The sequence below is a fragment of the Pectobacterium aroidearum genome, from assembly GCF_041228105.1.
Taxonomy (GTDB): Bacteria; Pseudomonadota; Gammaproteobacteria; order Enterobacterales; family Enterobacteriaceae; genus Pectobacterium; species Pectobacterium aroidearum.
Genome location: NZ_CP166097.1, coordinates 5,086,536 through 5,107,706, shown reverse-complemented (window position 1 = coordinate 5,107,706; position 21,171 = coordinate 5,086,536). Strand labels below are relative to the sequence as shown.

The 21,171-nt window shown below is 50.4% G+C and carries 16 protein-coding genes; 8 read left to right on the top strand and 8 right to left on the bottom strand.

Going from position 1 to position 21,171, the window contains the following annotated elements:
• Positions 1-8 precede the first annotated feature (8 nt).
• Positions 9-2,078, top strand: coding sequence for a glycine--tRNA ligase subunit beta (gene glyS, locus AB8809_RS23055; RefSeq protein WP_194431393.1), 2,070 nt, complete (start codon positions 9-11; stop codon positions 2,076-2,078).
• 58 nt (positions 2,079-2,136) lie between these two features.
• Here glyS and AB8809_RS23050 read toward each other — a convergent pair whose 3' ends face one another.
• From AB8809_RS23050 to AB8809_RS23040, 3 genes are read right to left on the bottom strand one after another with little or no spacing between them, the layout of a single operon-like run.
• The gene (locus AB8809_RS23050) at positions 2,137-3,012 is read right to left on the bottom strand and encodes a hypothetical protein (RefSeq protein ID WP_205947280.1); all 876 of its coding nucleotides are present in this window, start codon (positions 3,010-3,012) and stop codon (positions 2,137-2,139) included.
• The gene (locus AB8809_RS23045; protein WP_349856887.1) at positions 3,012-3,746 is read right to left on the bottom strand and encodes an OmpA family protein; all 735 of its coding nucleotides are present in this window, start codon (positions 3,744-3,746) and stop codon (positions 3,012-3,014) included. Before AB8809_RS23045 ends, AB8809_RS23050 begins: the two co-directional genes overlap by 1 nt.
• Positions 3,747-3,749: 3 nt before the next feature.
• Entirely contained in the window at positions 3,750-5,126 is a 1,377-nt protein-coding gene (locus AB8809_RS23040; RefSeq protein ID WP_349856886.1) for a hypothetical protein, read from the bottom strand.
• A gap of 403 nt (positions 5,127-5,529) precedes the next feature.
• Between AB8809_RS23040 and AB8809_RS23035 the strand changes: the two genes are divergently transcribed.
• From AB8809_RS23035 to AB8809_RS23015, 5 genes are all read left to right on the top strand, one after another.
• The gene (locus AB8809_RS23035) at positions 5,530-6,246 is read left to right on the top strand and encodes a DUF3053 domain-containing protein (RefSeq protein ID WP_349856885.1); all 717 of its coding nucleotides are present in this window, start codon (positions 5,530-5,532) and stop codon (positions 6,244-6,246) included.
• Positions 6,247-6,767: 521 nt separating this feature from the next.
• Positions 6,768-8,675 (top strand): PTS mannitol transporter subunit IICBA, encoded by a 1,908-nt coding sequence (locus tag AB8809_RS23030; protein ID WP_015842251.1) that lies wholly within the window; start codon positions 6,768-6,770, stop codon positions 8,673-8,675.
• A gap of 61 nt (positions 8,676-8,736) precedes the next feature.
• Positions 8,737-9,885, top strand: a complete 1,149-nt coding sequence (locus AB8809_RS23025) for a mannitol-1-phosphate 5-dehydrogenase (RefSeq protein WP_015842250.1) — start codon at positions 8,737-8,739, stop codon at positions 9,883-9,885.
• A gap of 107 nt (positions 9,886-9,992) precedes the next feature.
• On the top strand, positions 9,993-10,559 hold the full coding sequence (locus AB8809_RS23020) for an MltR family transcriptional regulator (RefSeq protein WP_015842249.1): 567 nt from the start codon (positions 9,993-9,995) through the stop codon (positions 10,557-10,559).
• 91 nt (positions 10,560-10,650) lie between these two features.
• Positions 10,651-11,013, top strand: a complete 363-nt coding sequence (locus AB8809_RS23015) for a YibL family ribosome-associated protein (RefSeq protein ID WP_015842248.1) — start codon at positions 10,651-10,653, stop codon at positions 11,011-11,013.
• 117 nt (positions 11,014-11,130) lie between these two features.
• Here the strand turns inward: AB8809_RS23015 and AB8809_RS23010 are convergent, their stop codons facing one another.
• The 3 genes from AB8809_RS23010 to fdhD form a co-directional block, all read right to left on the bottom strand.
• Positions 11,131-13,023, bottom strand: a complete 1,893-nt coding sequence (locus tag AB8809_RS23010) for a methyl-accepting chemotaxis protein (RefSeq protein ID WP_043881849.1) — start codon at positions 13,021-13,023, stop codon at positions 11,131-11,133.
• Positions 13,024-13,352: 329 nt separating this feature from the next.
• Positions 13,353-13,979, bottom strand: a complete 627-nt coding sequence (gene sodA, locus AB8809_RS23005) for a superoxide dismutase [Mn] (protein ID WP_015842246.1) — start codon at positions 13,977-13,979, stop codon at positions 13,353-13,355.
• A 235-nt stretch (positions 13,980-14,214) separates the two neighbouring features.
• Complete coding sequence (fdhD, locus tag AB8809_RS23000) at positions 14,215-15,048, bottom strand: formate dehydrogenase accessory sulfurtransferase FdhD (RefSeq protein ID WP_349856884.1); 834 nt, start codon at positions 15,046-15,048, stop codon at positions 14,215-14,217.
• 492 nt (positions 15,049-15,540) lie between these two features.
• Between fdhD and AB8809_RS22995 the strand changes: the two genes are divergently transcribed.
• Positions 15,541-17,076 carry an aldehyde dehydrogenase family protein gene (locus AB8809_RS22995; protein ID WP_180778794.1) on the top strand — a complete coding sequence of 512 codons (1,536 nt, stop codon included), beginning with the start codon at positions 15,541-15,543 and terminating at the stop codon, positions 17,074-17,076.
• A gap of 203 nt (positions 17,077-17,279) precedes the next feature.
• On the top strand, positions 17,280-18,272 hold the full coding sequence (locus AB8809_RS22990; RefSeq protein WP_349856883.1) for an acyltransferase: 993 nt from the start codon (positions 17,280-17,282) through the stop codon (positions 18,270-18,272).
• 18 nt (positions 18,273-18,290) lie between these two features.
• Here AB8809_RS22990 and xylB read toward each other — a convergent pair whose 3' ends face one another.
• Positions 18,291-19,748 (bottom strand): xylulokinase, encoded by a 1,458-nt coding sequence (gene xylB, locus AB8809_RS22985; RefSeq protein WP_349856881.1) that lies wholly within the window; start codon positions 19,746-19,748, stop codon positions 18,291-18,293.
• Between the two features lie 63 nt (positions 19,749-19,811).
• A complete protein-coding gene (xylA, locus tag AB8809_RS22980; protein ID WP_349856880.1) occupies positions 19,812-21,131 on the bottom strand; it encodes a xylose isomerase in 1,320 nt (439 codons plus the stop codon).
• Positions 21,132-21,171 lie beyond the last annotated feature (40 nt).

The window sequence follows — 21,171 nt, the reverse complement described above, 5'->3', positions numbered from 1 at the left end:
AGGCAGCCATGACTGACAAGACTTTTCTGGTGGAAATTGGCACGGAAGAGCTGCCGCCGAAGGCTCTCCGTAATCTGGCAGAATCCTTTGCCGCTAATTTCACGGCGGAGCTGGATGCCGCCAATCTGGCGCACGGTGAGGTGAGCTGGTTTGCTGCGCCGCGCCGTCTGGCGCTAAAAGTGGCACGCTTAAGCGCTTCTCAGCCCGATCGTGAAGTAGAAAAACGCGGCCCGGCGATTGCACAAGCATTTGATGCTGAAGGGAAACCCACCAAAGCGGCAGAAGGCTGGGCGCGTGGCTGTGGCATCACCGTTGAGCAAGCTGAGCGTTTGACGACCGATAAAGGCGAGTGGCTGCTGTATCGCGCCCACGCGAAAGGCGAGCAGGCGCAGGCGCTGCTGGCTGGCATGGTAAGCACCGCATTATCGAAGCTGCCAATTCCAAAGCTGATGCGCTGGAGCGACAAAGAAACGCAGTTTGTGCGTCCGGTACATACCGTAACTATGCTGCTGGGTGATGAATTGATCCCCGGTCAGGTATTGGGTATCCATTCTGCTCGTACCCTTCGCGGTCACCGCTTTATGGGTGAGGCTGAATTCACGATTGATAGCGCCGACCAGTATCCGCAGATTCTGTTGGAGCGCGGCAAAGTCGTCGCCGACTACGATGCGCGTAAAGCGAAAATCAAAGCCGATGCGGAAGAAGCCGCACGCAAGATTGGCGGTAATGCCGATCTGAGCGACAGCCTGCTGGAAGAAGTCACCTCGCTGGTGGAATGGCCAGTGGTGCTGACCGCGAAATTTGAAGAAAAATTCCTCGCTGTGCCGTCCGAAGCGCTGGTTTACACCATGAAAGGTGACCAGAAGTATTTCCCGGTTTACGACAACAGTGGCAATCTGCTGCCGAATTTCATCTTTGTTGCCAACATTGAATCCAAAGATCCACAGCAGATTATTTCCGGTAACGAAAAAGTGGTGCGCCCGCGTCTGGCGGATGCTGAATTCTTCTTCAATACCGACCGCAAAAAGCGTCTGGAAGATCACCTGCCGCGTCTGGAAACCGTTTTGTTCCAGCAGCAGTTGGGTACGCTGCGCGACAAAACCGATCGCATTCAGGCGCTGGCGGGCTGGGTAGCTGGTCAGATTGGTGCTGATGTGAATCACGCGACGCGTGCGGGGCTGCTGTCCAAGTGTGACCTGATGACCAACATGGTGTTTGAATTCACCGACACGCAGGGCGTGATGGGAATGCACTATGCGCGCCATGATGGCGAAGCAGAAGATGTTGCCGTCGCGCTGAATGAGCAATATCAGCCGCGCTTTGCGGGCGACGAACTGCCGTCTTCTGCGGTGGCCTGTGCGCTGGCGATTGCCGACAAGATGGATACGTTGGCAGGGATTTTTGGCATCGGCCAACACCCGAAAGGTGACAAGGATCCATTTGCGCTGCGTCGTGCCGCCCTTGGTGTACTGCGCATCATCGTCGAAAAACGCCTGCCGCTGGATTTGCAGACGCTGACCGAAGAAGCGGTGCGTTTGTATGGCGCCAAGCTGACTAACACCAACGTTGTGGATGACGTGATTGAGTTTATGCTCGGCCGTTTCCGCGCCTGGTATCAGGAAGAAGGCCACAGCGTAGATACCATTCAGGCGGTATTGGCGCGTCGTCCAACTCGTCCGGCAGATTTCGATGCCCGCGTGAAAGCCGTCAGCCACTTCCGTTCGCTGGATGCTGCTGCAGCGCTGGCTGCGGCTAACAAGCGCGTTTCCAACATTCTGGCGAAATCCACCGATACGCTGAACGAGAGCGTCAACGCTGCCGTATTGAAAGACGCGGCGGAAATTACGCTGGCAACTCACCTTGTTGTACTGCGCGATAAACTGACGCCACTGTTCGCTGAAGGCCGCTATCAGGAAGCGCTGGTTGAGCTGGCCTCACTGCGTGAACCTGTCGATGCATTCTTCGACCAGGTGATGGTCATGGCAGAAGATGAGCAGGTGCGTGTGAACCGCCTGACGCTGCTGAGCCAACTGCGTGAGCTGTTCTTGCAGGTAGCTGATATTTCCGTGCTGCAATAACGACGATAGCGTTACGTAATCTTTCCCCGGGTTGGAAACGGGCTCGGGGAAAGATCGTTTAGCTTGCAGCGAAGGCCATTTCACCTTTTATTTGAATGAATGATGTTAGTTGGGGACTATTTTTCATATGGCCGTGATTGTCTTGATTTGAATGACATTCAATGCAAAGTGCTTGTAAATTGTTTTTGTTATTATTATTTTTTTGTCCATCGCGGTGGTGGACATGTAAAAATTTATTTAAATCTTTACGTTCAAGAATTATTTTGCAAATTGCACATTGCCAATTAACTGACTCTCGATATTGTTTTGATATTATCTGGAAATCTTTGGAGTAATCATTAATCGGAGCAGTAACGTCATTATGCTCGACATTGTACGTCGTTGCTGAATTTGGATAAACGCTAAAAAACTCTCTTAGATCAAAAGTAGAAAAAATATTTTCTCTATCCTGATATTTTCTAGAGTAGTTTTTCCAATTTAATGTTTCGAGACAAAATTTACATACATCTAAACTTTCCTCTCTAGTGATCCACTCTGTTTTTTCAGTATTCTGTGATTTTATTGTAAAAATACCGTCACTGCGGGTGGCTGCAACGTATCTTCCACTTTTATTATTTTCCCACATTCTTTGTAATGTTTTACAGTTTGCCAAGTGATATTTTGGCAAACTCATACTCCCACCATAAGATGCAACATCTCTTATATGAAGAATAACGCGTTTATCTTTATAATTAATAGTGTTGTCACTATTAATTTCTATTTCTAATATATCAATGTCTTTTCCTGTTGTTGAAAGTATTTTATCAAGAACAAGTGCGTCCATTTTTATATTAGCAATTGGTGGGATAATCTCCGCTTTCATTTCCTTGCGTAGCTTATTGAAAATTGGCGATTCAAGAAAATCGGGAAGTTGAGAGACGAGAAACGAATCCATTATATTTTACTCCCTTTTTCTACAATATTGGCTACCTGGCGTTCAACATTCGTCCTGACACGAAATTCTACTCGTTGAGAACGCGCACTATCTTCAACCTGCTCTGGGGATGTGATCGTTTTCCCTTCTTTATCAATGGGCTTTGCTGAAGAAAACCCAATGGCGCGAACGTGATTTTTAAACCAACTTAAGGTACTTTTAGAGTCTGAAACAGCGGGCATATTCATAATATATGACAGAGTTGTCCGAGTTCTTGACTGAGACAGTTCCATGTTATGGAAATAAGCATCATTTTCACTTACACCAGTTCGCCACATCGTTGATGTATGTCCCTCAATGCGTATTTCCTCAATATTATTGATATATTTTTTATCAGTCATAATACTAAGGTAGCGAGGAATAAATTCATCTAAGATACTTTTAAATTCCGGTTTTAGCTCAGAGGAACTGGTCGTAAATAAAATATTTGGCTCTTGAAACCGCACTGTTAGATCTTCGTCGATTGTCGCGTGCCAACGTTTTAGATCGTCCTTGAATTCATGCTGTAAGGCTTGGCCGAGCCCTTGTAGGGTATTCTTATATACTGATGGGATTTTAACCATCTCCTGTACTTTTATCATATAGACAACGGAGATAAGTAAAAATATCATCATCAGGGAGGTCATTAAATCACTCAGGCTAATCCAAAAATCCTCTTTATCTGCTTTTGGGCGAGCCAGTAATGGGTTACTCATCTGTTATCCCCTTAAATTCTCTGATAGACGTACGACATCTCTTAGTTTTTCTGTTAGAGGATCGTAATCTTGTACAAATTTAGAGGACAGCGCTCCTAATTGTTGCCCGAGGCTATCGAGAGATTTTTTCAGCGCAGCAGCTAAGGCTGCATCTAATGTTTGAACTTGTTGTTCCGTTTTCTTACTCAGCTCGACAATATTATTCGTAACATCTTCATTGTGTCGCTGCATATATTTAGTGAGATCTTGAGAAAGACGTACTATTTGTTCTTGTAGCTCTTTTCCTGTTTGCTGAACAGATTTTTGCATTTCCTGATTTTGATTTTTTATCGCATCGGACATAGCTTTCGAGCTACCTATCATCTGGTTGCTAAAGTCTGCTGCTGAGGATTCCAATGTTTGCGTTACAGTATAAATACTATCTCCAATGACTGTGGCAGAGGCTGTAGCCCCGTTTCTCACATCCTCTATAATAGCCATGATTCCTTTTTCTATTTCGGGGATGCCTGTTTTTGATGATTCAATTAATTCTGCTAATTGTTTTAGATTTTCTTCTATACCTTTTTCTAAACTGGAGGCTGTACCAATCGTTTGATGAATATCTCTTGCAACTTGAGTAAACGATTCGGATTGTGTCATTATTTCGGTAAAGGATTGGGCCGCTTGCTGCATATTCGTAGTTGTTTGAGTTTGTTGCTCAATCATCTCTCGCATTTGCAGACTGTATTGTTGTTGCCATCCATTTATTTTACCGACAGCTTCATTTAACTGTTTGAAGTTATCGCCAAATTGCTCACCAATTTTCTCATTAAAATCATGAATAACTTCTTTTAATGCTTCAATTAATGCTTTTGAGTTGTTTTCAGTTTGATTTTTTGCAAACTCAGTAAATGCATTATGTATATTGGTCAGTTGAGTACTTTGATTACTGCTCATTTTTTGTATCTCTGCTAGCAGAGAAATACTATTTTTCTCTGTAGTAGAGTGTAATAGTTTAATCGATTCTGTAGAAAACTGTAGGTGTTGAACAATATCGTCAATTGTTGAATCAGTGGGTATCGGTTGATTGTTTTTTGTCCTTACACCACGAAACGCATAGCGCCATTTTATAATCAATGCGCAAGCAACACCTACAAAAGAGGCCCAAAATGCAGTTTTGATGCCATTAATCAGCGTAGGTAAGCTATTTTCCACATCATTCATATCGAATGATGCCAAGCCTAACGCAATCCCAAGGAAGGTTGCCAATATTCCTATAGTAATGAGGATCCCTGGTGACTCATGGGCTTTCTTCTCGGTAAAATTCCAGTTGCTATAAATGAAGTAGGCAAGGATTACAGCAATAAAAAACCATGTATCAAGGGGTAATATACTAAGCATAGAGTAGTCAAATTGTCCGTTTATTAAAAATAAAGCTATCGTGCTAAAAGAGTCACTTTTTATTTATTTAAGGTAGTAAATTGTATATTCGTTACCTTGTTAATAGTTTCATTTTGCAATCTATTTTTTCATATTGTCGAGTAACCTCATATTTTGGCGATTTTTATTATTCGGATGAAAAATGCGAGATGAAACGCAATTTTAATAATATGTGTTCGATTAAACAATAACCATACTGGTTTTTATTTCTCTTGAACGCCAGACCTGGCCTTTTTCTGCACAGCCAGCCTGATTCGACTATGCTTATGTCGTAGAAAATCTTGTCATGGAAAATCCAACGTCGGCGTGTTTCTGTCTGAAGAAGGCACGGCTGGCGGGGCAGTAAGCATAACAGGAGTAGGGAATGAGAAGGCTGATGATGTACCGTTCACGCTGGCTGCTGCCAGTTCTGGTTATTCTGGCGGCATTGCAGTTGGCTGCCTGTGGTGACAGCGAAGCGGAGCAGCGGAAGGCATTCATTGCATTCCTGCAAAGCGCACAGTCGCAGCAGGATGGGACGCTGCCCGCATTGACGGAAGAGCAGAAGAAGAGTTTTGGCAATTTTGCCAACGATTATGCGATTTTAACCACCTTTTCTCAGCAGTTTAATCAAGCCGTATCCGGCAGTCTGACGCCGATGCTGGGGCAAATTTCCCGTATTCGTGTCCCTAAAGACTATCTGACACAGCGTGATGGCCTTCGGCAATCTATCGGGGCAATGAACCTGCTGAGTCAGCATGTGCAGGCGGCGAAAGTGCAGGCGGACAATGCTCATCGGACGCTCAAGCAGCCTGAAGAGGTGCAGATACCCTATGAGCGGTTGTATGCACGCACGGTAATACAGCCAACCAACGCGCTGTTACCCGCCATTCCTAATGCCATTGCCTTCGCACAGAGCCTGACTCAAATCGGCGATTTCCTTCAGGTTCAGGGCGATCAGGCTGTGTTTAATGGCGCGTCTGTGCAATTCCGTACGCCGCAGCAGGTCGCGCAATATAACGGCATGGTGGCGGCGTTACCGATGCAACAGCAGAATTTAATAAATGCGCTCAGAGGGGTAAATGGCGTGAATTATCCCTAACCGTGTCGTTTTAGCGATGCGCGGTGACAGAGAGACATTCTGGATAAGAGGACTATGGGCTGGCGAGAGGGTAAAAATAAATTGTGACCAGTATCACATAAATAAAACAAATACAGCTCACTAAAATGTGATGCGTATCACATATAAGGGGCTGTGTTTATCTGAAATTTGGTTTAGTTTTTCATTTTTAACGGTTTTTTGTGAAGTAAATCACCTATTTGTATCGTTGATGTAGGGTGGTTGTGTGATTTTTGTCACATTCCCGCCATGGAGTTGCGGTATGAAAACAGCGTGTTAGAGTCCGCGCTGCATACAGTAATACTGACGGAAGCAATCGGTGTTTTTGTAACCGATATGTCTATAACAGCCGAGGTTTTGGTCACCGCTGATAGCTCGGTAAAAAATAAGACTGTCGGTTGTTGTTGCTAACCATCGCTGCAACTAACACATATTGCCACGCCGTCTCACGATAATTACCACGCGCTCTTATTGTCAGCGCGTTTCAATAGGGGTGTGTTTTTATGCTTTCACCAGATATTAAGATCAAAGTGCAAAACTTTGGTCGCTTCCTCAGCAATATGGTCATGCCCAATATTGGCGCTTTTATCGCCTGGGGTATTATTACCGCTCTGTTTATTCCTACCGGCTGGATTCCCAATGAAACGTTGGCGAAGCTCGTCGGCCCGATGATTACGTATTTGCTGCCATTGCTGATTGGTTATACCGGCGGACGTCTGGTATTCGGTGAGCGTGGTGGCGTGGTCGGTGCAATTACGACGATGGGTGTGATCGTCGGGACCGACATCCCGATGTTCCTCGGTGCGATGATCGTCGGTCCATTGGGCGGCTGGGCGATCAAACGTTTTGACCGCGTGGTCGACGGTAAAATCAAGAGTGGCTTTGAAATGCTGGTCAACAACTTCTCTGCCGGTATTATCGGTATGTTGTTGGCAATTCTGGCATTTTTGGCAATCGGTCCACTGGTTGAAGTGTTCTCTCAGGTGCTGGCTTCCGGCGTTAACCTGATGGTACAGAACAACCTGCTGCCGTTTACGTCCATCTTTGTTGAACCCGCGAAAATTCTGTTCCTGAATAACGCCATTAACCACGGTATTTTCTCACCGCTGGGCATTCAGCAGGCGACGGAAACGGGCAAATCTATTTTCTTCCTGATCGAAGCGAACCCAGGCCCAGGTATGGGCGTGCTGATGGCTTATATGTTCTTCGGTCGTGGTAACGCGAAAGAGTCAGCGCCAGGTGCGGCGATTATCCACTTCCTGGGCGGGATTCACGAAATCTACTTCCCTTATGTCCTGATGAATCCGCGTCTGATTATCGCGGTGATTCTGGGCGGGATGACCGGCGTGTTTACGCTGAGCGTGCTGGGCGGCGGTTTGGTTTCTCCTGCGTCACCGGGCTCCATTCTGGCGGTGCTGGCGATGACGCCAAAAGGTGCTTACTTCGCTAACCTTGCGGCCATTGCGGCGGCCTTCGCGGTCTCCTTCATCGTGTCGGCGATTCTGCTGAAAAGCACCAAGCAAAAAGAAGAAGACCTGAGCGACGCAACGCGCCGCGTACAGGAAATGAAAGCGTCTGCGAAAGGTACGGCGGCGAGCGCTGGCGTCAGCGGCGATATGAGCACCGTGCGTAAAATCATCGTAGCCTGTGACGCCGGTATGGGTTCCAGCGCGATGGGTGCGGGAGTGCTGCGCAAGAAAGTGCAGGATGCCGGGCTGACCAACATTTCGGTAACCAATAGCGCGATCAACAGTCTGCCGGACGATGTCGATCTGGTGATTACGCACCGTGACCTGACCGAGCGTGCGATGCGTCATGCGCCGCAGGCACAGCATATTTCGCTGACCAACTTTCTTGATAGCGGCCTGTATAGCGACCTGGCAGCGCGTCTGGTGGCTGCGCAGGGTGCCGCGAAGCCTGAAACCGTTGCGACGCCTGCGCCGGCTGTAGCCGATACGCAGACGAACCTGTTCCAACTGGGGGCGGGTAATGTGTTCCTGAATCAGCATGCGACACACAAAGAGCAGGCAATCCGTTTCGCTGGTGAGCAACTGGTGAAAGGCGGCTACGTCGAGCCTGAGTATGTTGAAGCGATGCTGGAGCGCGAGAAGCTGACCTCTACTTATCTGGGCGAATCGATCGCGGTACCGCACGGTACGATTGAAGCGAAAGATCGCGTACTGAAAACGGGCGTGGTTTTCTGTCAATACCCTGAAGGGGTTCGCTTTGGCGATGAAGAAGATGAGGTTGCACGTCTGGTTATCGGTATCGCTGCCCGTAACAACGAACACATTCAGGTTATCACCAGCCTGACCAACGCACTGGATGATGACGCTGTCATTGAACGTCTGGCGCATACGCAGGATGTTCAGGAAGTACTCGACTTACTCTCCGGTAAAAAGAGTGCCTAATTGATGTGGCTAGTGCCGCCTTCGGGCGGCCTCTTTTTATGTTCTTTTAAGGTTATGTCTCATGAAAGCATTACATTTTGGCGCGGGTAATATTGGCCGTGGATTTATTGGGAAGTTGTTGGCGGATGCCAACGTCGAACTGACATTCGCTGACGTCAATCAGCCGTTGTTGGATGCCCTGAACAGCCGTAAAAGCTATACAGTGCGGATTGTGGGCGATAACACACGCCTTGATACCGTTAGCAACGTGAGTGCCGTTCACAGCGGTAGTCAGGATGCCGTCGCGCTGATTGCCGTGGCCGATCTGGTGACCACTGCTGTCGGGCCGCAGATTCTGGAAAAAATCGCTGGAACTATCGCTCAGGGGCTGGTTAAACGTCATAACGACGGTACTACCCGGCCGTTGAACATTATTGCCTGTGAAAATATGGTGCGCGGCACCAGCCAGTTAAAACAGCATGTGTTGAAACTGCTGCCGGAAGGTCACCAGGAATGGGTTGTCGAGCATGTGGGATTTGTCGATTCCGCAGTGGATCGCATCGTTCCTCCTTCCGAAGCGGGCAGTGATGATGTGTTGGCGGTGACGGTAGAAACTTTCAGCGAATGGATTGTCGATAAAACCCAGTTCTGCGGTGAGCCGCCAGCGATTCCCGGTATGGAACTGACCGACAACCTGATGGCGTTTGTCGAACGTAAGCTCTTCACGCTTAATACCGGCCATGCGATTACGGCCTACCTCGGTCAGCAGGCGCGTCATCAAACGATTCGCGATGCGATTCTTGACCCAAAAGTCAGAGCCGTAGTCAAAGGCGCAATGGAAGAGAGTGGCGCAGTGCTCATCAAGCGCTACGGCTTTGATGCGGATAAACATGCTGCTTATATCAATAAGATTCTCAGCCGCTTTGAAAACCCTCATCTGCATGATGATGTAGAGCGTGTTGGCCGTCAGCCGCTGCGTAAACTGAGCGCAGGCGACCGTCTGATCAAGCCGCTGCTGGGAACATTGGAGTACCATTTGCCGCATGACAACCTGATTACCGGCATTGCCGCCGCGATGCATTATCGCAGCGAGCAGGATCCGCAGGCGCTGGAACTGGCGGAGTTACTCCGTGCTCAGGGGCCACAAGCGGCGCTGGCGCAGATTTCTGGTCTGGATGCTGACAGCGAGGTTGTCGCGCAAGCAGTGAATGTGTATAACGCCATGCAGTAATCGGCGCGTCTCGTCACCGGTCTTTTCGACACGGTGTAAAAGGTATAGGCGACGTCGGGGATGGGATGTCGCCACACCTGCCGGTAAGCATGCTACCGAGATGGGGTATGCTGTGTGCGGGTTTAAAGGGTCGAGAAGTGACGATGGAAGAAACACAGGCGTTTGAAAACCGGGTTCTGGAAGCGCTGAACTCAGGGAAGACCGTGCGCGATTTTATGCTTTGTGCCGTTGAATTGCTGGCTGAAGCGGTCAGTATCCTGATGTTGCAGGTGTTCCGTAAAGACGACTATGCAGTGAAATATGCCGTTGAACCCTTGATGACAGGAACGGGCCCGCTGGGTGACCTGTCTGTGCGCCTGAAACTGATTTATGGTCTGGGAATGATCAGTCGTAAAGAGTACGAAGATGCAGAGCTGTTAATGGCGCTGGGTGAAGAGCTGGCGCATGACGATCGGCATTACCGTTTTACCGACGATGAAATTCTGGGCCCCATCGGCGAACTGCATTGCGTTACGGCGCTGCCCGCAGAGCCAGCTTTGCCGCAGGGAGCTGACGCTGCCGATCCGCTTCTGGTGAACATGCAGCAGCAGCGCTATCAGCAGATGGTGCGTTCCACGCTAGTGTTATCTCTAACTACTCTGATTGCGCAAATTAGCCTGAAAAAGGCGTTTTAACCCTATTCCTCGGTATCACGTCACTGCGTCAGCCAAGAGTATAGTGTATGCTGTGCTCCGCATTATTCTCCCGTTATACAGGTTATCTTTTATGAAAGAGCAGGAAAAAGCAGAGATTAAACGCCTTAGCGACCAATTGGATAAGCTGACGCGTAAGCAGGCCACGCTGCTGGCACAAGGTGATGCTGAAGCTATCGCCCTCAATATGGAAGCGCGTGAGAAGCTAACGGTCGAAATTGAGCGCCTGCGTAACGTGAGAGAACAGAAACTCAGCAAAGAAGCGCAGAAACTGGCGAAGCTGCCTTTCAGCCGTGCGATTACTAAAAAAGAGCAGGCTGATATGGGGACGTTGAAGAAAAGCGTTCGCGGTTTGGTGGTGGTGCACCCGATGACCGCACTGGGGCGCGAGATGGGCTTAACAGAGATGACGGGCTACGCGCCGAAACCGTTCTGAGGTTTGTTTCTCTGCGCCGACAGAAGCTGATGATGGACGCGTTAGCGTAATGGATTCGTTGATGAAGCCCCTGTTTAACAGGGGCTTTGTTGTTTCTGGTACGTCGCTGTTTGGATATTAGCGCGGTGCGTGCAGACGATGCGTTGGGTTGGTAAATGCGATACTGGCAGGCGTCTCATCGTGCTGCGTGTTGGCCAGACGGAAGACGGAAACCGCCTGCTTCAGCAACCGTGCCTGTTCTTCCAGCGAGTCGGCGGCAGCAGAGGATTGTTCAACCAGCGCGGCGTTCTGCTGCGTGGTGCTGTCCATCTCCACAATCGCCTGGCTAACCTGACTGATACCCCGGCTTTGCTCATCCGATGCGGTGGCAATTTCACCCATGATGTCATGCACCTGTGTGATCGAGGTGACGATATCGTTCATCGTTTTTCCAGCGTTGCCGACCAGCGTCGCACCGTGCGATACCTGATTAACTGATTCAGAGATCAAGCCTTCGATTTCCTTCGCGGCTTGAGAACTGCGCTGTGCCAGATTGCGGACTTCGCTGGCAACCACGGCAAAGCCACGGCCCTGTTCACCGGCGCGAGCGGCTTCCACCGCGGCGTTCAATGCCAGAATGTTGGTCTGGAAGGCGATGCTGTTAATGACGGACGTGATTTCCGCGATACGTTTAGAGCTGTTCTCAATCGCGGTCATGGTTTGCACCACGTTATTCACCTGCTCGCCACCCTGTTTGGCCGTTTGGGAAGCGCTGATTGCCAATTTGTTGGCGTGGTGTGCGTTATCCGCGTTTTGCTTAACTGTCGCGGTGAGCTGCTCCATGCTGGCGGCGGTTTGTTCAACGGCTGCAGCCTGTTGCTCGGTGCGTGATGACAGGTCTGTATTGCCTGCGACGATCTCGCTGGAAGCATTAGAAATCTGGCTGACGCCGACGCGAATGTCGTCGATCATATTGTGCAGGTTGTCGTTCATTTTCGACATCGCACTCATCAACTGACCCAGCTCATCCTTACGCGTCGTGTTGATGGACATGGTGAGGTCGCCTGTCGCGATTTTTTCAGCCATGTTCAATGTGTTGCCCAACGGTGTGGTGATCTGGCGTGAAATGAACCAGGAAATCAGCAGACCAAGCAGCAGCGTAATCAGCGCCGCGATGCTCATTTGCAGCGTGGCATTGTGAATATCAGCCTGTGACGCCGCCAACTGATCGCTAAGCAGGGATTTCACCACGATGTTCAGCTGTTCGGCGACAGCCTGCATTTGCCCCGCCTGCGCCATTTCCTCCTGATAGGCTGGCATATAGGCCAGAACCTGCTCTTCATAGTTGTTCATGATCGTCATAACCGGTGCCAGCGTTTCACGCTGTTCGGCAGACAGACTCTGATACAGGAAGGTCAATGACGTTTGTGCCGCGTTGATGGCATCCGTCAGTTTTTCTTCGGATTCTTTATTGGTAGAAAGTAATAAACCACGAACGTGGTAGCGGACGGCAATCAGTTTTTGGTTCAGGTCGGAAAGTAATAATTGCAGGTTCGTGCTGTTGTTGTCTGTCTTTAATTGATCGTTGAGATCTTGTAGGGGTTTTTCCGTGGTTGAAATATTCCAGCTTTTTCTTACGGCATCCTTTTTGCTCACGGCATTAATATAATTATTTTGTTTTTCCTGATAGCTGGTAATTAATGTGGGGATGCTGGCTATTTTCTTGGCGTCGCTTTCAGGCCAGTGAAATTCTTTTGCTTTTTCAGCGAGTTTACTGACGCTGGCAATATGCTCAATGTTCCTTTTTATATCATCTGGGTTATAAGTGGTGCCGTATAATGCGCGGTAATATTTAGCCTGGTTAATTTCATCATTGATATTGTTGCTTAAATTAACTTTATCAATACTGTCTTTCAGCGAGCTAATATGCATAATGCCCGCACCGGCAATCACCATGGTCATCAGCAGAATCAGGAAAAAGCCTAATCCTAATTTTTTACCGACTTTTAGATTGTCAAAATTCATAGCCATCACATCCCACCACTATATCTTATTGAGTCAAATTCACTATCCTGATGCACACTTGATTAGCGGTGCTAGCATCTCGGATTACCGCTTGCCAAGCCTATTTTTGCAAAACAACATGATAAAAACCCGCAGTAGATATCGGCACTTTACTCTGGAACTTTACGCGCCAGTCAGCGGCGGCCTGTCGGGCAAGAGACAATGATGAACCAAATATTGCCAACGTGCATGCGGTTTGAAGTATGACGGATATAAAAAAACTGGAATAACAGACTGTTATTCCAGTTTTTATTCAAACGCAGAAGGTGCCTGATGAGATCAGGCATCCAACGGTTTTATTTTTTCGCGCTGGCGAAACGAGCTGCTGCTTCGTCCCAGTTCACCACGTTCCAGAATGCTTTCGCGTAATCTGGGCGACGGTTTTGGAATTTCAGGTAGTAAGCGTGTTCCCATACGTCCAGACCGACGATTGGGTAGCCAGAAGTACCAGAAATTGCTTCACCCATCAGCGGGCTGTCTTGGTTTGCAGTAGAGACTACAGCCAGTTTGCCGTCGTCTTTCAGCACCAGCCAGGCCCAGCCAGAACCAAAACGGGTTGCTGCTGCTTGCTCAAATTTCTCTTTAAATGCATCAACGCTGCCGAAATCACGTTCGATGGCGGCTTTCAGGTCGCCAGTCAGCGTCGTGCCTACTTTCAGGCCTTTCCAGAACAGGCTGTGGTTAGCATGGCCACCTGCGTTGTTACGCAGTGCTGCTTTTTTCTCAGCAGGAACTTTATCCAGTTGGGCGATCAGTTCTTCAACAGACAATTTAGCCAGCTCAGGCAGAGATTCCAGCGCGGCATTAGCATTATTGACGTAAGCCTGATGGTGTTTGGAATGGTGAATTTCCATCGTCTCTTTGTCGAAATGCGGTTCCAGTGCGTCATAAGCATAAGGCAGCGATGGCAGTGAATAACTCATGTTTAGCATCTCCATGGTAAAAAAATGTTACGGCACTGTTCTATGAGTACCGCGTAAGCAATACGTTCATTATAGTTAATTAAATGATATTGAAAATGATTATTCTCGTTCTGATGCCATGAACCATATTGTTTTACCTCATGATAACAAACGGTTATGTCATTATTGCATGATGTAAAAACAAATTAATCTATACCCTACCGCCTGTAAACCACGCTAACCCTGACGGCGTCGTTTACTCGCTTAGGCGCTGCGGATGCGTGTAGATCGTCGCGTGTCCTGGTCGACAAAAACCGACCAGCGTCAGGTTGCAGCGCTGGGCGACCTCAACCGCCAGTGACGTTGCTGCCGAGACAGCAAACAGGATTTCCACGCCGCACATGGCGGACTTCTGAACCATTTCATAGCTGGCGCGGCTGGAGACCAGCGCGGCGCCCTGTTGCCACTCTTGTTTTGCTCGAGCACCCAGCAGTTTATCCAGCGCGACATGGCGACCGACGTCTTCGCTCCCCCCGCACAGCGTGCCGTCTGGCGCAACCCAACTTGCGGCATGGGTGCAACCCGTTACCTGACCAATCTTCTGCACATCGCGCAGCCGTACCAGTGCGTTTTCAAGTTTGCTGAGGGAAAAGGTCTGCGTGAAGTGCAGGGGGGACACCGGCTTGCCGATCTCTGCGAGTTGCTCCACGCCACATACGCCACAGCCTGTGCGGCCATCCATTGCCCGGCGTCGTTCTTTTAGCCCGGCAAAGCGTCGGCTGGAAAGCTCAATTTGTACTTCGATGCCGTTACAGGCGGGCAGAACATCAATCCCGTAGATATCTGCTGGTGATTGAATAATGCCTTCAGACAAGGAAAACCCGAGGGCGAACAGTTCCAGTTCTTTCGGCGATGCCATCATGACGACATGCGATATGCCGTTGTAGACCAAGGCAACGGGCACCTCTTCTGCCAGCCAGTCAGGCTGCGGCTGATGCAGCGAGTCAGGATGATAGACCGAATGTTGCGTTGCGCCTTCAAGGGCGGTATCCGCGCGTAAATGAACCCCTTCCACCTGAAATACCTGCATGTTAGTAACCTTGGAAATTAAAAGTATTATACCCGTCATACTTCAAGTTGCATGTGCGTTGGCTGCGTTACTCGACACACTAGCGTGTGTCTCACCCCGTTGGGGCCGCTGCAAGCAGCGTTCAAACCTGCCTCTGGCAGATTTGTCAATCACCCGAATCACTTACTCAAGTAAGCTCATCGGGACTCCTTCGCTTGCCGTGTTACGATGCTCATTGATGAGCATCGCCCTAAAGGGCTAACGCTTCGCGTTATTCAAAACGAATACGTTTTGTCCTGAAACTCGAATTATTTAGGGTATACCTCACCGTGTCTGAAGGGATGCGACTTTTTCTCGCAAGAAACTGTGCGTCAACTCGAAGAGTTGTCTTCTTCTTTGGCCGAATCCTGTCGCTAACCTCATACCCCGTATAGGCTTAATTTAACTGCTTACTGTTTGCCTCTTTTTTCACTGCGGCACGGCCGCTCATCCGGAAATGAAAAGGAGACTGAAATGGCGCACGATAATTTTGAAGGCCGAGCCGCATCTGATGAATACGGCTCTCTCAACCTGAAAAAACGCTATGACAATTTTATCGGCGGAGCCTGGGTTCCACCTGATGCGGGTCAGTATTTTGTCAATTTGACGCCAGTAACGGGTCAGCCGATGTGTGAAGTAGCCAGTTCGTCAACGCGAGATATTGACCATGCGCTGGATGCCGCGCACAAGGCGAAAGCGGAATGGGGTGGCCTGTCGGTGCAGGATCGGGCACTGGTGCTGAACCGTATTGCCGACCGAATGGAACAAAACCTTGAGCTTCTGGCGAAGGTGGAAACCTGGGATAACGGCAAACCGATACGCGAAACCAGCGGAGCGGATGTGCCGCTGGCGATTGATCACTTTCGCTATTTCGCGGCCTGTATCCGGGCGCAGGAAGGGGCGATCAGTGAAATTGACGGCGATACCGTGGCCTACCATTTTCATGAACCTCTCGGCGTTGTCGGGCAAATCATTCCCTGGAATTTCCCGCTGCTGATGGCCTGTTGGAAAATGGCGCCTGCGCTGGCTGCCGGTAACTGTATTGTGCTGAAACCCGCCAAACTGACGCCGATGTCGGTGCTGATTTTGATGGAGCTGATTCAGGATCTGCTACCGCCGGGTGTCATTAATGTCGTTAACGGGTCGGGAAGTGAAATTGGTGAATACCTGGCGACGTCGAAACGCGTTGCGAAAGTTGCTTTCACCGGGTCGACTGAAGTGGGCCAGCAGATCATGAGCTATGCGGCGCAGAATGTGACGCCGGTAACGCTGGAACTGGGCGGTAAATCGCCGAATATCTTCTTTGCTGATGTGATGGATAAAGAAGACAGCTTCTTTGACAAAGTGCTCGAAGGTTTCACGCTGTTTGCCTTCAATCAGGGAGAGGTTTGCACCTGCCCGAGTCGCGCGCTGGTGCAGGAATCGATCTACGATCGCTTTATGGAACGAGCAATCAAGCGCGTTGAGGCTATCCGCATCGGCAATCCGCTGGACAGCAACACCATGATGGGTGCACAGGTGTCAGCAGGCCAGCTCGACACCATCCTTAACTACATTGATATCGGTAAGAAAGAGGGCGCACGGGTGCTCACGGGCGGTCAGCGCAAGGCGATGCCTGGTGGGCTGGCAGAGGGGTACTATCTGGAACCGACGATATTGTTCGGTAAAAACAGTATGCGCGTCTTCCAGGAGGAAATTTTTGGACCAGTATTGGCGGTCACGACCTTCAAAACGATGGATGACGCACTGGAGATAGCCAACGACACGGAATACGGTCTGGGGGCTGGCGTGTGGAGCCGTAACGGTAACATCGCCTACCGAATGGGGCGCGGTATTCAGGCCGGACGCGTCTGGACCAACTGTTATCACGCCTATCCGGCGCATGCGGCGTTCGGGGGTTACAAACAGTCCGGTATCGGGCGTGAAAACCATAAAATGATGCTGGAACATTACCAGCAAACCAAGTGCCTGTTGGTGAGTTACTCTGATAAGCCGATGGGGCTGTTCTAACGGCATACGTCCTTCAAACCCTGCGCGCCTGCCTGTGTAGGTGCGCAGACATAGCGTACATTGATGCGGGTTTCCCGTATGAATCCGTCCTTATCACTCAGATTTGCCCGATTGTTGATAGCTGATCATTGATAGTTGATTGTGCCAGCGCTTAACAACGGCTACGCTGTTTTGAATAGCGCTTTGCTTTCAAGAGGTTGTGCATGACGGATAAGATCGGCTGGATTGATAACCTGCGGGCGCTGGCCTGCATGATGGTCGTTCTGATTCATAGCACCACCTACTATATTACTGCGGGCGGCACGCCGGGCGACGGACACTGGGATGTGGCGAATATTCTGAACTCTGCCTCGCGCGTCTGCGTTCCGCTGTTTTTCATGATCTCGGGTTACTTATTTTTTGGCGAACGCAGCGCGGGGAAAAAGCATTTCCTGCGTATCGGTTTATGCCTGCTTTTTTATAGCACGGTCGCGCTGATCTATATTGCGACGCTCACGCCGATTAATGGCTTGAATTCATTGCACCATGCACTGCAAAAACCGGTCTTTTATCACTTATGGTTTTTCTACGCCATTATCGTGATTTATCTGCTCTCCCCGCTTATTACCATCAAGCCCGTATCGGGCAAATATTTAGCGGTCTTGATTGTCTTATTGGCCGTTGTCGCTAACCCCAATACGGGGCGGGTGGAATTTGAAGGGTTTAAGTTACTGCCTGTGAATCTCTATATTTACGGCGATACGTTTTACTATGTGCTGTATGTCGCGCTAGGGCGTGCGTTGGGGATGTTGGATGTGCCAAAGAAAGTCGCGCTGGCCGCTATCCCATTCTTTATTGCCTGTGTCGCGCTGGTCGCAATGGGGACGAAGCACCACACATTATTGAACGATACGTTTACTCAGACATTTTACATTTACTGTGGCCCGCTGGTGTTTCTGGCTGCAGTCAGCCTTCTCGTGGTGTTTAAACATTACTGTAGCCAGCGGATTTTACCGGGATTTGCCACTATTTCGCGTCATTCTTTGGCGATTTACGGCTTCCACGCGTTGATCATTCATTATCTGCGAACGCATGACGTGGCACTGCCATCCCACCCAGTTCTCGACATTTTGTATGTTTTCGCCATCGCGTTAGGTGCCAGCCTGTTGCTGTCGATGGCGCTACAGAAAATCGATGTGCGGCGCTGGGTGAGCTGACGATTCGGACGAACGGTGTCACATCAGCGGGCTAAGCTGTTGGTAGAGGGCTCTAAATGTGCGTCTCCGCTCGGCATAGTCGGCGTGACGCTGGGGATCCGGTTGATGAACCTGCTCCAGCGGTAACGGCGGCAGCAGGTCTGCCAGTGGCGTATGCGGATGCATGGCGATCTGTGCCAGACGTGCTGCCCCCAGCGCCGGACCAACGTCTCCTCCCGTGCGGTATTCCAGCGTTTGACCGCTGATATCCGCCAGCATTTGTCGCCAGTAGGCGCTGCGAGCACCGCCGCCAATCAGCGTGATGCTATCGGGTTTTAGCCCGGTCATATGCAGTGCGTCCATGCCATCGGCAAGCGCAAACCCCACGCCTTCCAGTACCGCTTTTGCCAGTTCCGGGCGACCGTGTTGATGGGTGAGCCCCCAGAATGCGCCTTTGGCATCGGGATTATTGTGCGGTGTACGTTCGCCGGAGAGATAGGGTAAGAACCACACTGGCGTTATTGTGTCATCGACTGGTGTCGAGGCGACTTCCTGCAACAGCGCGGGTACGCTCTCTGCGTGCGTCAGACGGGCAACCCAGTCGAGGCAGGATGCAGCGCTTAACATCACGGACATCAAGTGCCAGGTATTCGGCAGCGCGTGGCAGAAACTGTGGACGGCATGCTGTGGGTTGCTGAGAAAGCCGTCGCTGACAGCAAAGTAAACGCCGGATGTGCCGAGAGACAGCATTGCCTGTCCAGCTTGATATAGGCCAACGCCAATGGCTCCCGCCGCATTGTCCCCACCGCCAGCAATTACGGGGACGGGTTCCATGCCCCAGCGGCTGGCGATATCAGGCCGCAGATAACCGGTAATCTGATTGCCTTCATACAGTGCGGGCATATGTTCGCGGCTCAGCGCGCAGGCTTCCAGCAGCGTGTCGCTCCAGTCTCGTTTGGCGACATCCAGCCAGAGTGTGCCGGCTGCATCGGACATATCGCTGGCAAACTCTCCCGTCAGACGCCAGCGCAGATAGTCTTTTGGCAGCAGGACTTTGTCGATTTGGCGAAAGATCTCGCTTTCGTTTTCCTGCACCCATTTCAGTTTGGGCGCGGTAAAGCCCGGCATCATCAGGTTACCGGTAATCTGGCGCGATGTTGGCACCTGTTGCTCCAGCGTGCGGCATTGGGCCGCGCTGCGTCCGTCATTCCAGAGGATCGCGGGGCGTAGCACGTTCTGGCGGGCGTCCAGCAAGGTCGCCCCATGCATTTGCCCGGTTAGCCCCAGTGCTTTCACCGCACGAAGGTTGTGCGTCGCTGCTAATGCCTGTAACGCCCGATCGGTTGCCTGCCACCAATCTTCAGGTGCTTGCTCTGACCAGAGCGGATGCGGGCGGGAAATGTTCAATGCGGCGCTATGGCTGGCAACCACCTCGCCTGCTTCATCCAGCAGGATGGCTTTCACACCGGACGTACCCAGATCAATACCGATATACATAGTGGCTCCTGATAAGCCTCTGCGACAGGGGGTAGCCTGCCGCAGTAGATGAACGTATCGTTTTTAACCAAAGAGGTGGCGGTTGACCAGATTTTCCAGCAATTCCTGCTGACCACTCTGGTGCTGTGGTGCCAACTGATGGCTTTCTGCATAGTGGGCAAGTGATTCCAGCGAGGCCTTGCCTTGCAGGATTTGCTGACCCAGTTCTCCGTTCCAGCCTGCATAGCGTTTAGCAACCAGCTGATTGAGTTTATCATCTTCAATCATTCTGGCTGCGGCCTTGAGCGCCAGTGCCATTGTATCCATCGCGCCGATATGCGCGTGGAAAAGGTCATAGCGATCGGTGCTTTGGCGACGAACTTTGGCGTCAAAGTTCAGCCCACCCGTCGTGAAGCCACCCGCCTTGAGAATTTCATACATGATCAGCGTGTTCTCTTCCACGCTGTTAGGGAACTGATCGGTGTCCCAGCCGAGCTGCGGATCGCCGCGGTTCGCATCGACAGATCCGAATACGCCCAGTGCGACAGCGGTGGCGATTTCATGATGGAATGAATGGCCTGCCAGCGTAGCGTGGTTGGCTTCCACGTTGACTTTAATCTCTTTTTCCAGCCCAAACTGTTTCAGGAAACCATAAACGGTGGCGACATCGTAGTCGTACTGGTGCTTGGTTGGCTCCTGTGGCTTCGGCTCGATGAGCAGCGTGCCCTGAAAGCCGATTTTGTGTTTATGTTCGACGACCATCTGCATGAAGCGGCCGATTTGTTCACGCTCCTGACGCAGGTCGGTATTAAGCAGGGTTTCATACCCTTCACGCCCGCCCCACAGCACATAGTTCTCGCCACCCAGTTTTTTGGTCGCGTTCATTGCCGTGAACACCTGCGTAGCCGCCCAGGCAAAGACATCTGGGTCAGGGTTGGTGGCCGCGCCTGCGCCATAGCGAGGATGGGTAAAGCAGTTGGCGGTGCCCCACAGCAGCTTCACGCCGCTATCCTGCTGCTTTTCCGCCAGCACATCGGTGATAACCGCAAAATTATGCAGATACTCTTTCAGTGAGTTTCCTTCCGGTGCGATATCGACGTCATGAAAGCAGTAGTAAGGCACGCTCAGCTTTTGAAAGAATTCGAATGCGATGTCCGCCTTGCGCTTCGCTAGCTCCAGCGCATCGCCTGACTGTTGCCACGGCCGAGCAAAAGAGCCGACGCCGAACATATCCGCGCCGTTCCAGCAGAACGTGTGCCAATACGCGACGGCAAAACGCAAATGGTCCGCCATTCGTTTCCCAAGAATTTCCTGATCGGGATTGTAGTGACGAAAGGCGAAGGGATTGCCGCTTTGGCTACCTTCATAACGGACTTTTTCGATCTGTTCAAAATAGGCTTGCATCGTTAACTCCTTAGAAACCACCCAGACGGAAGAGATGGGA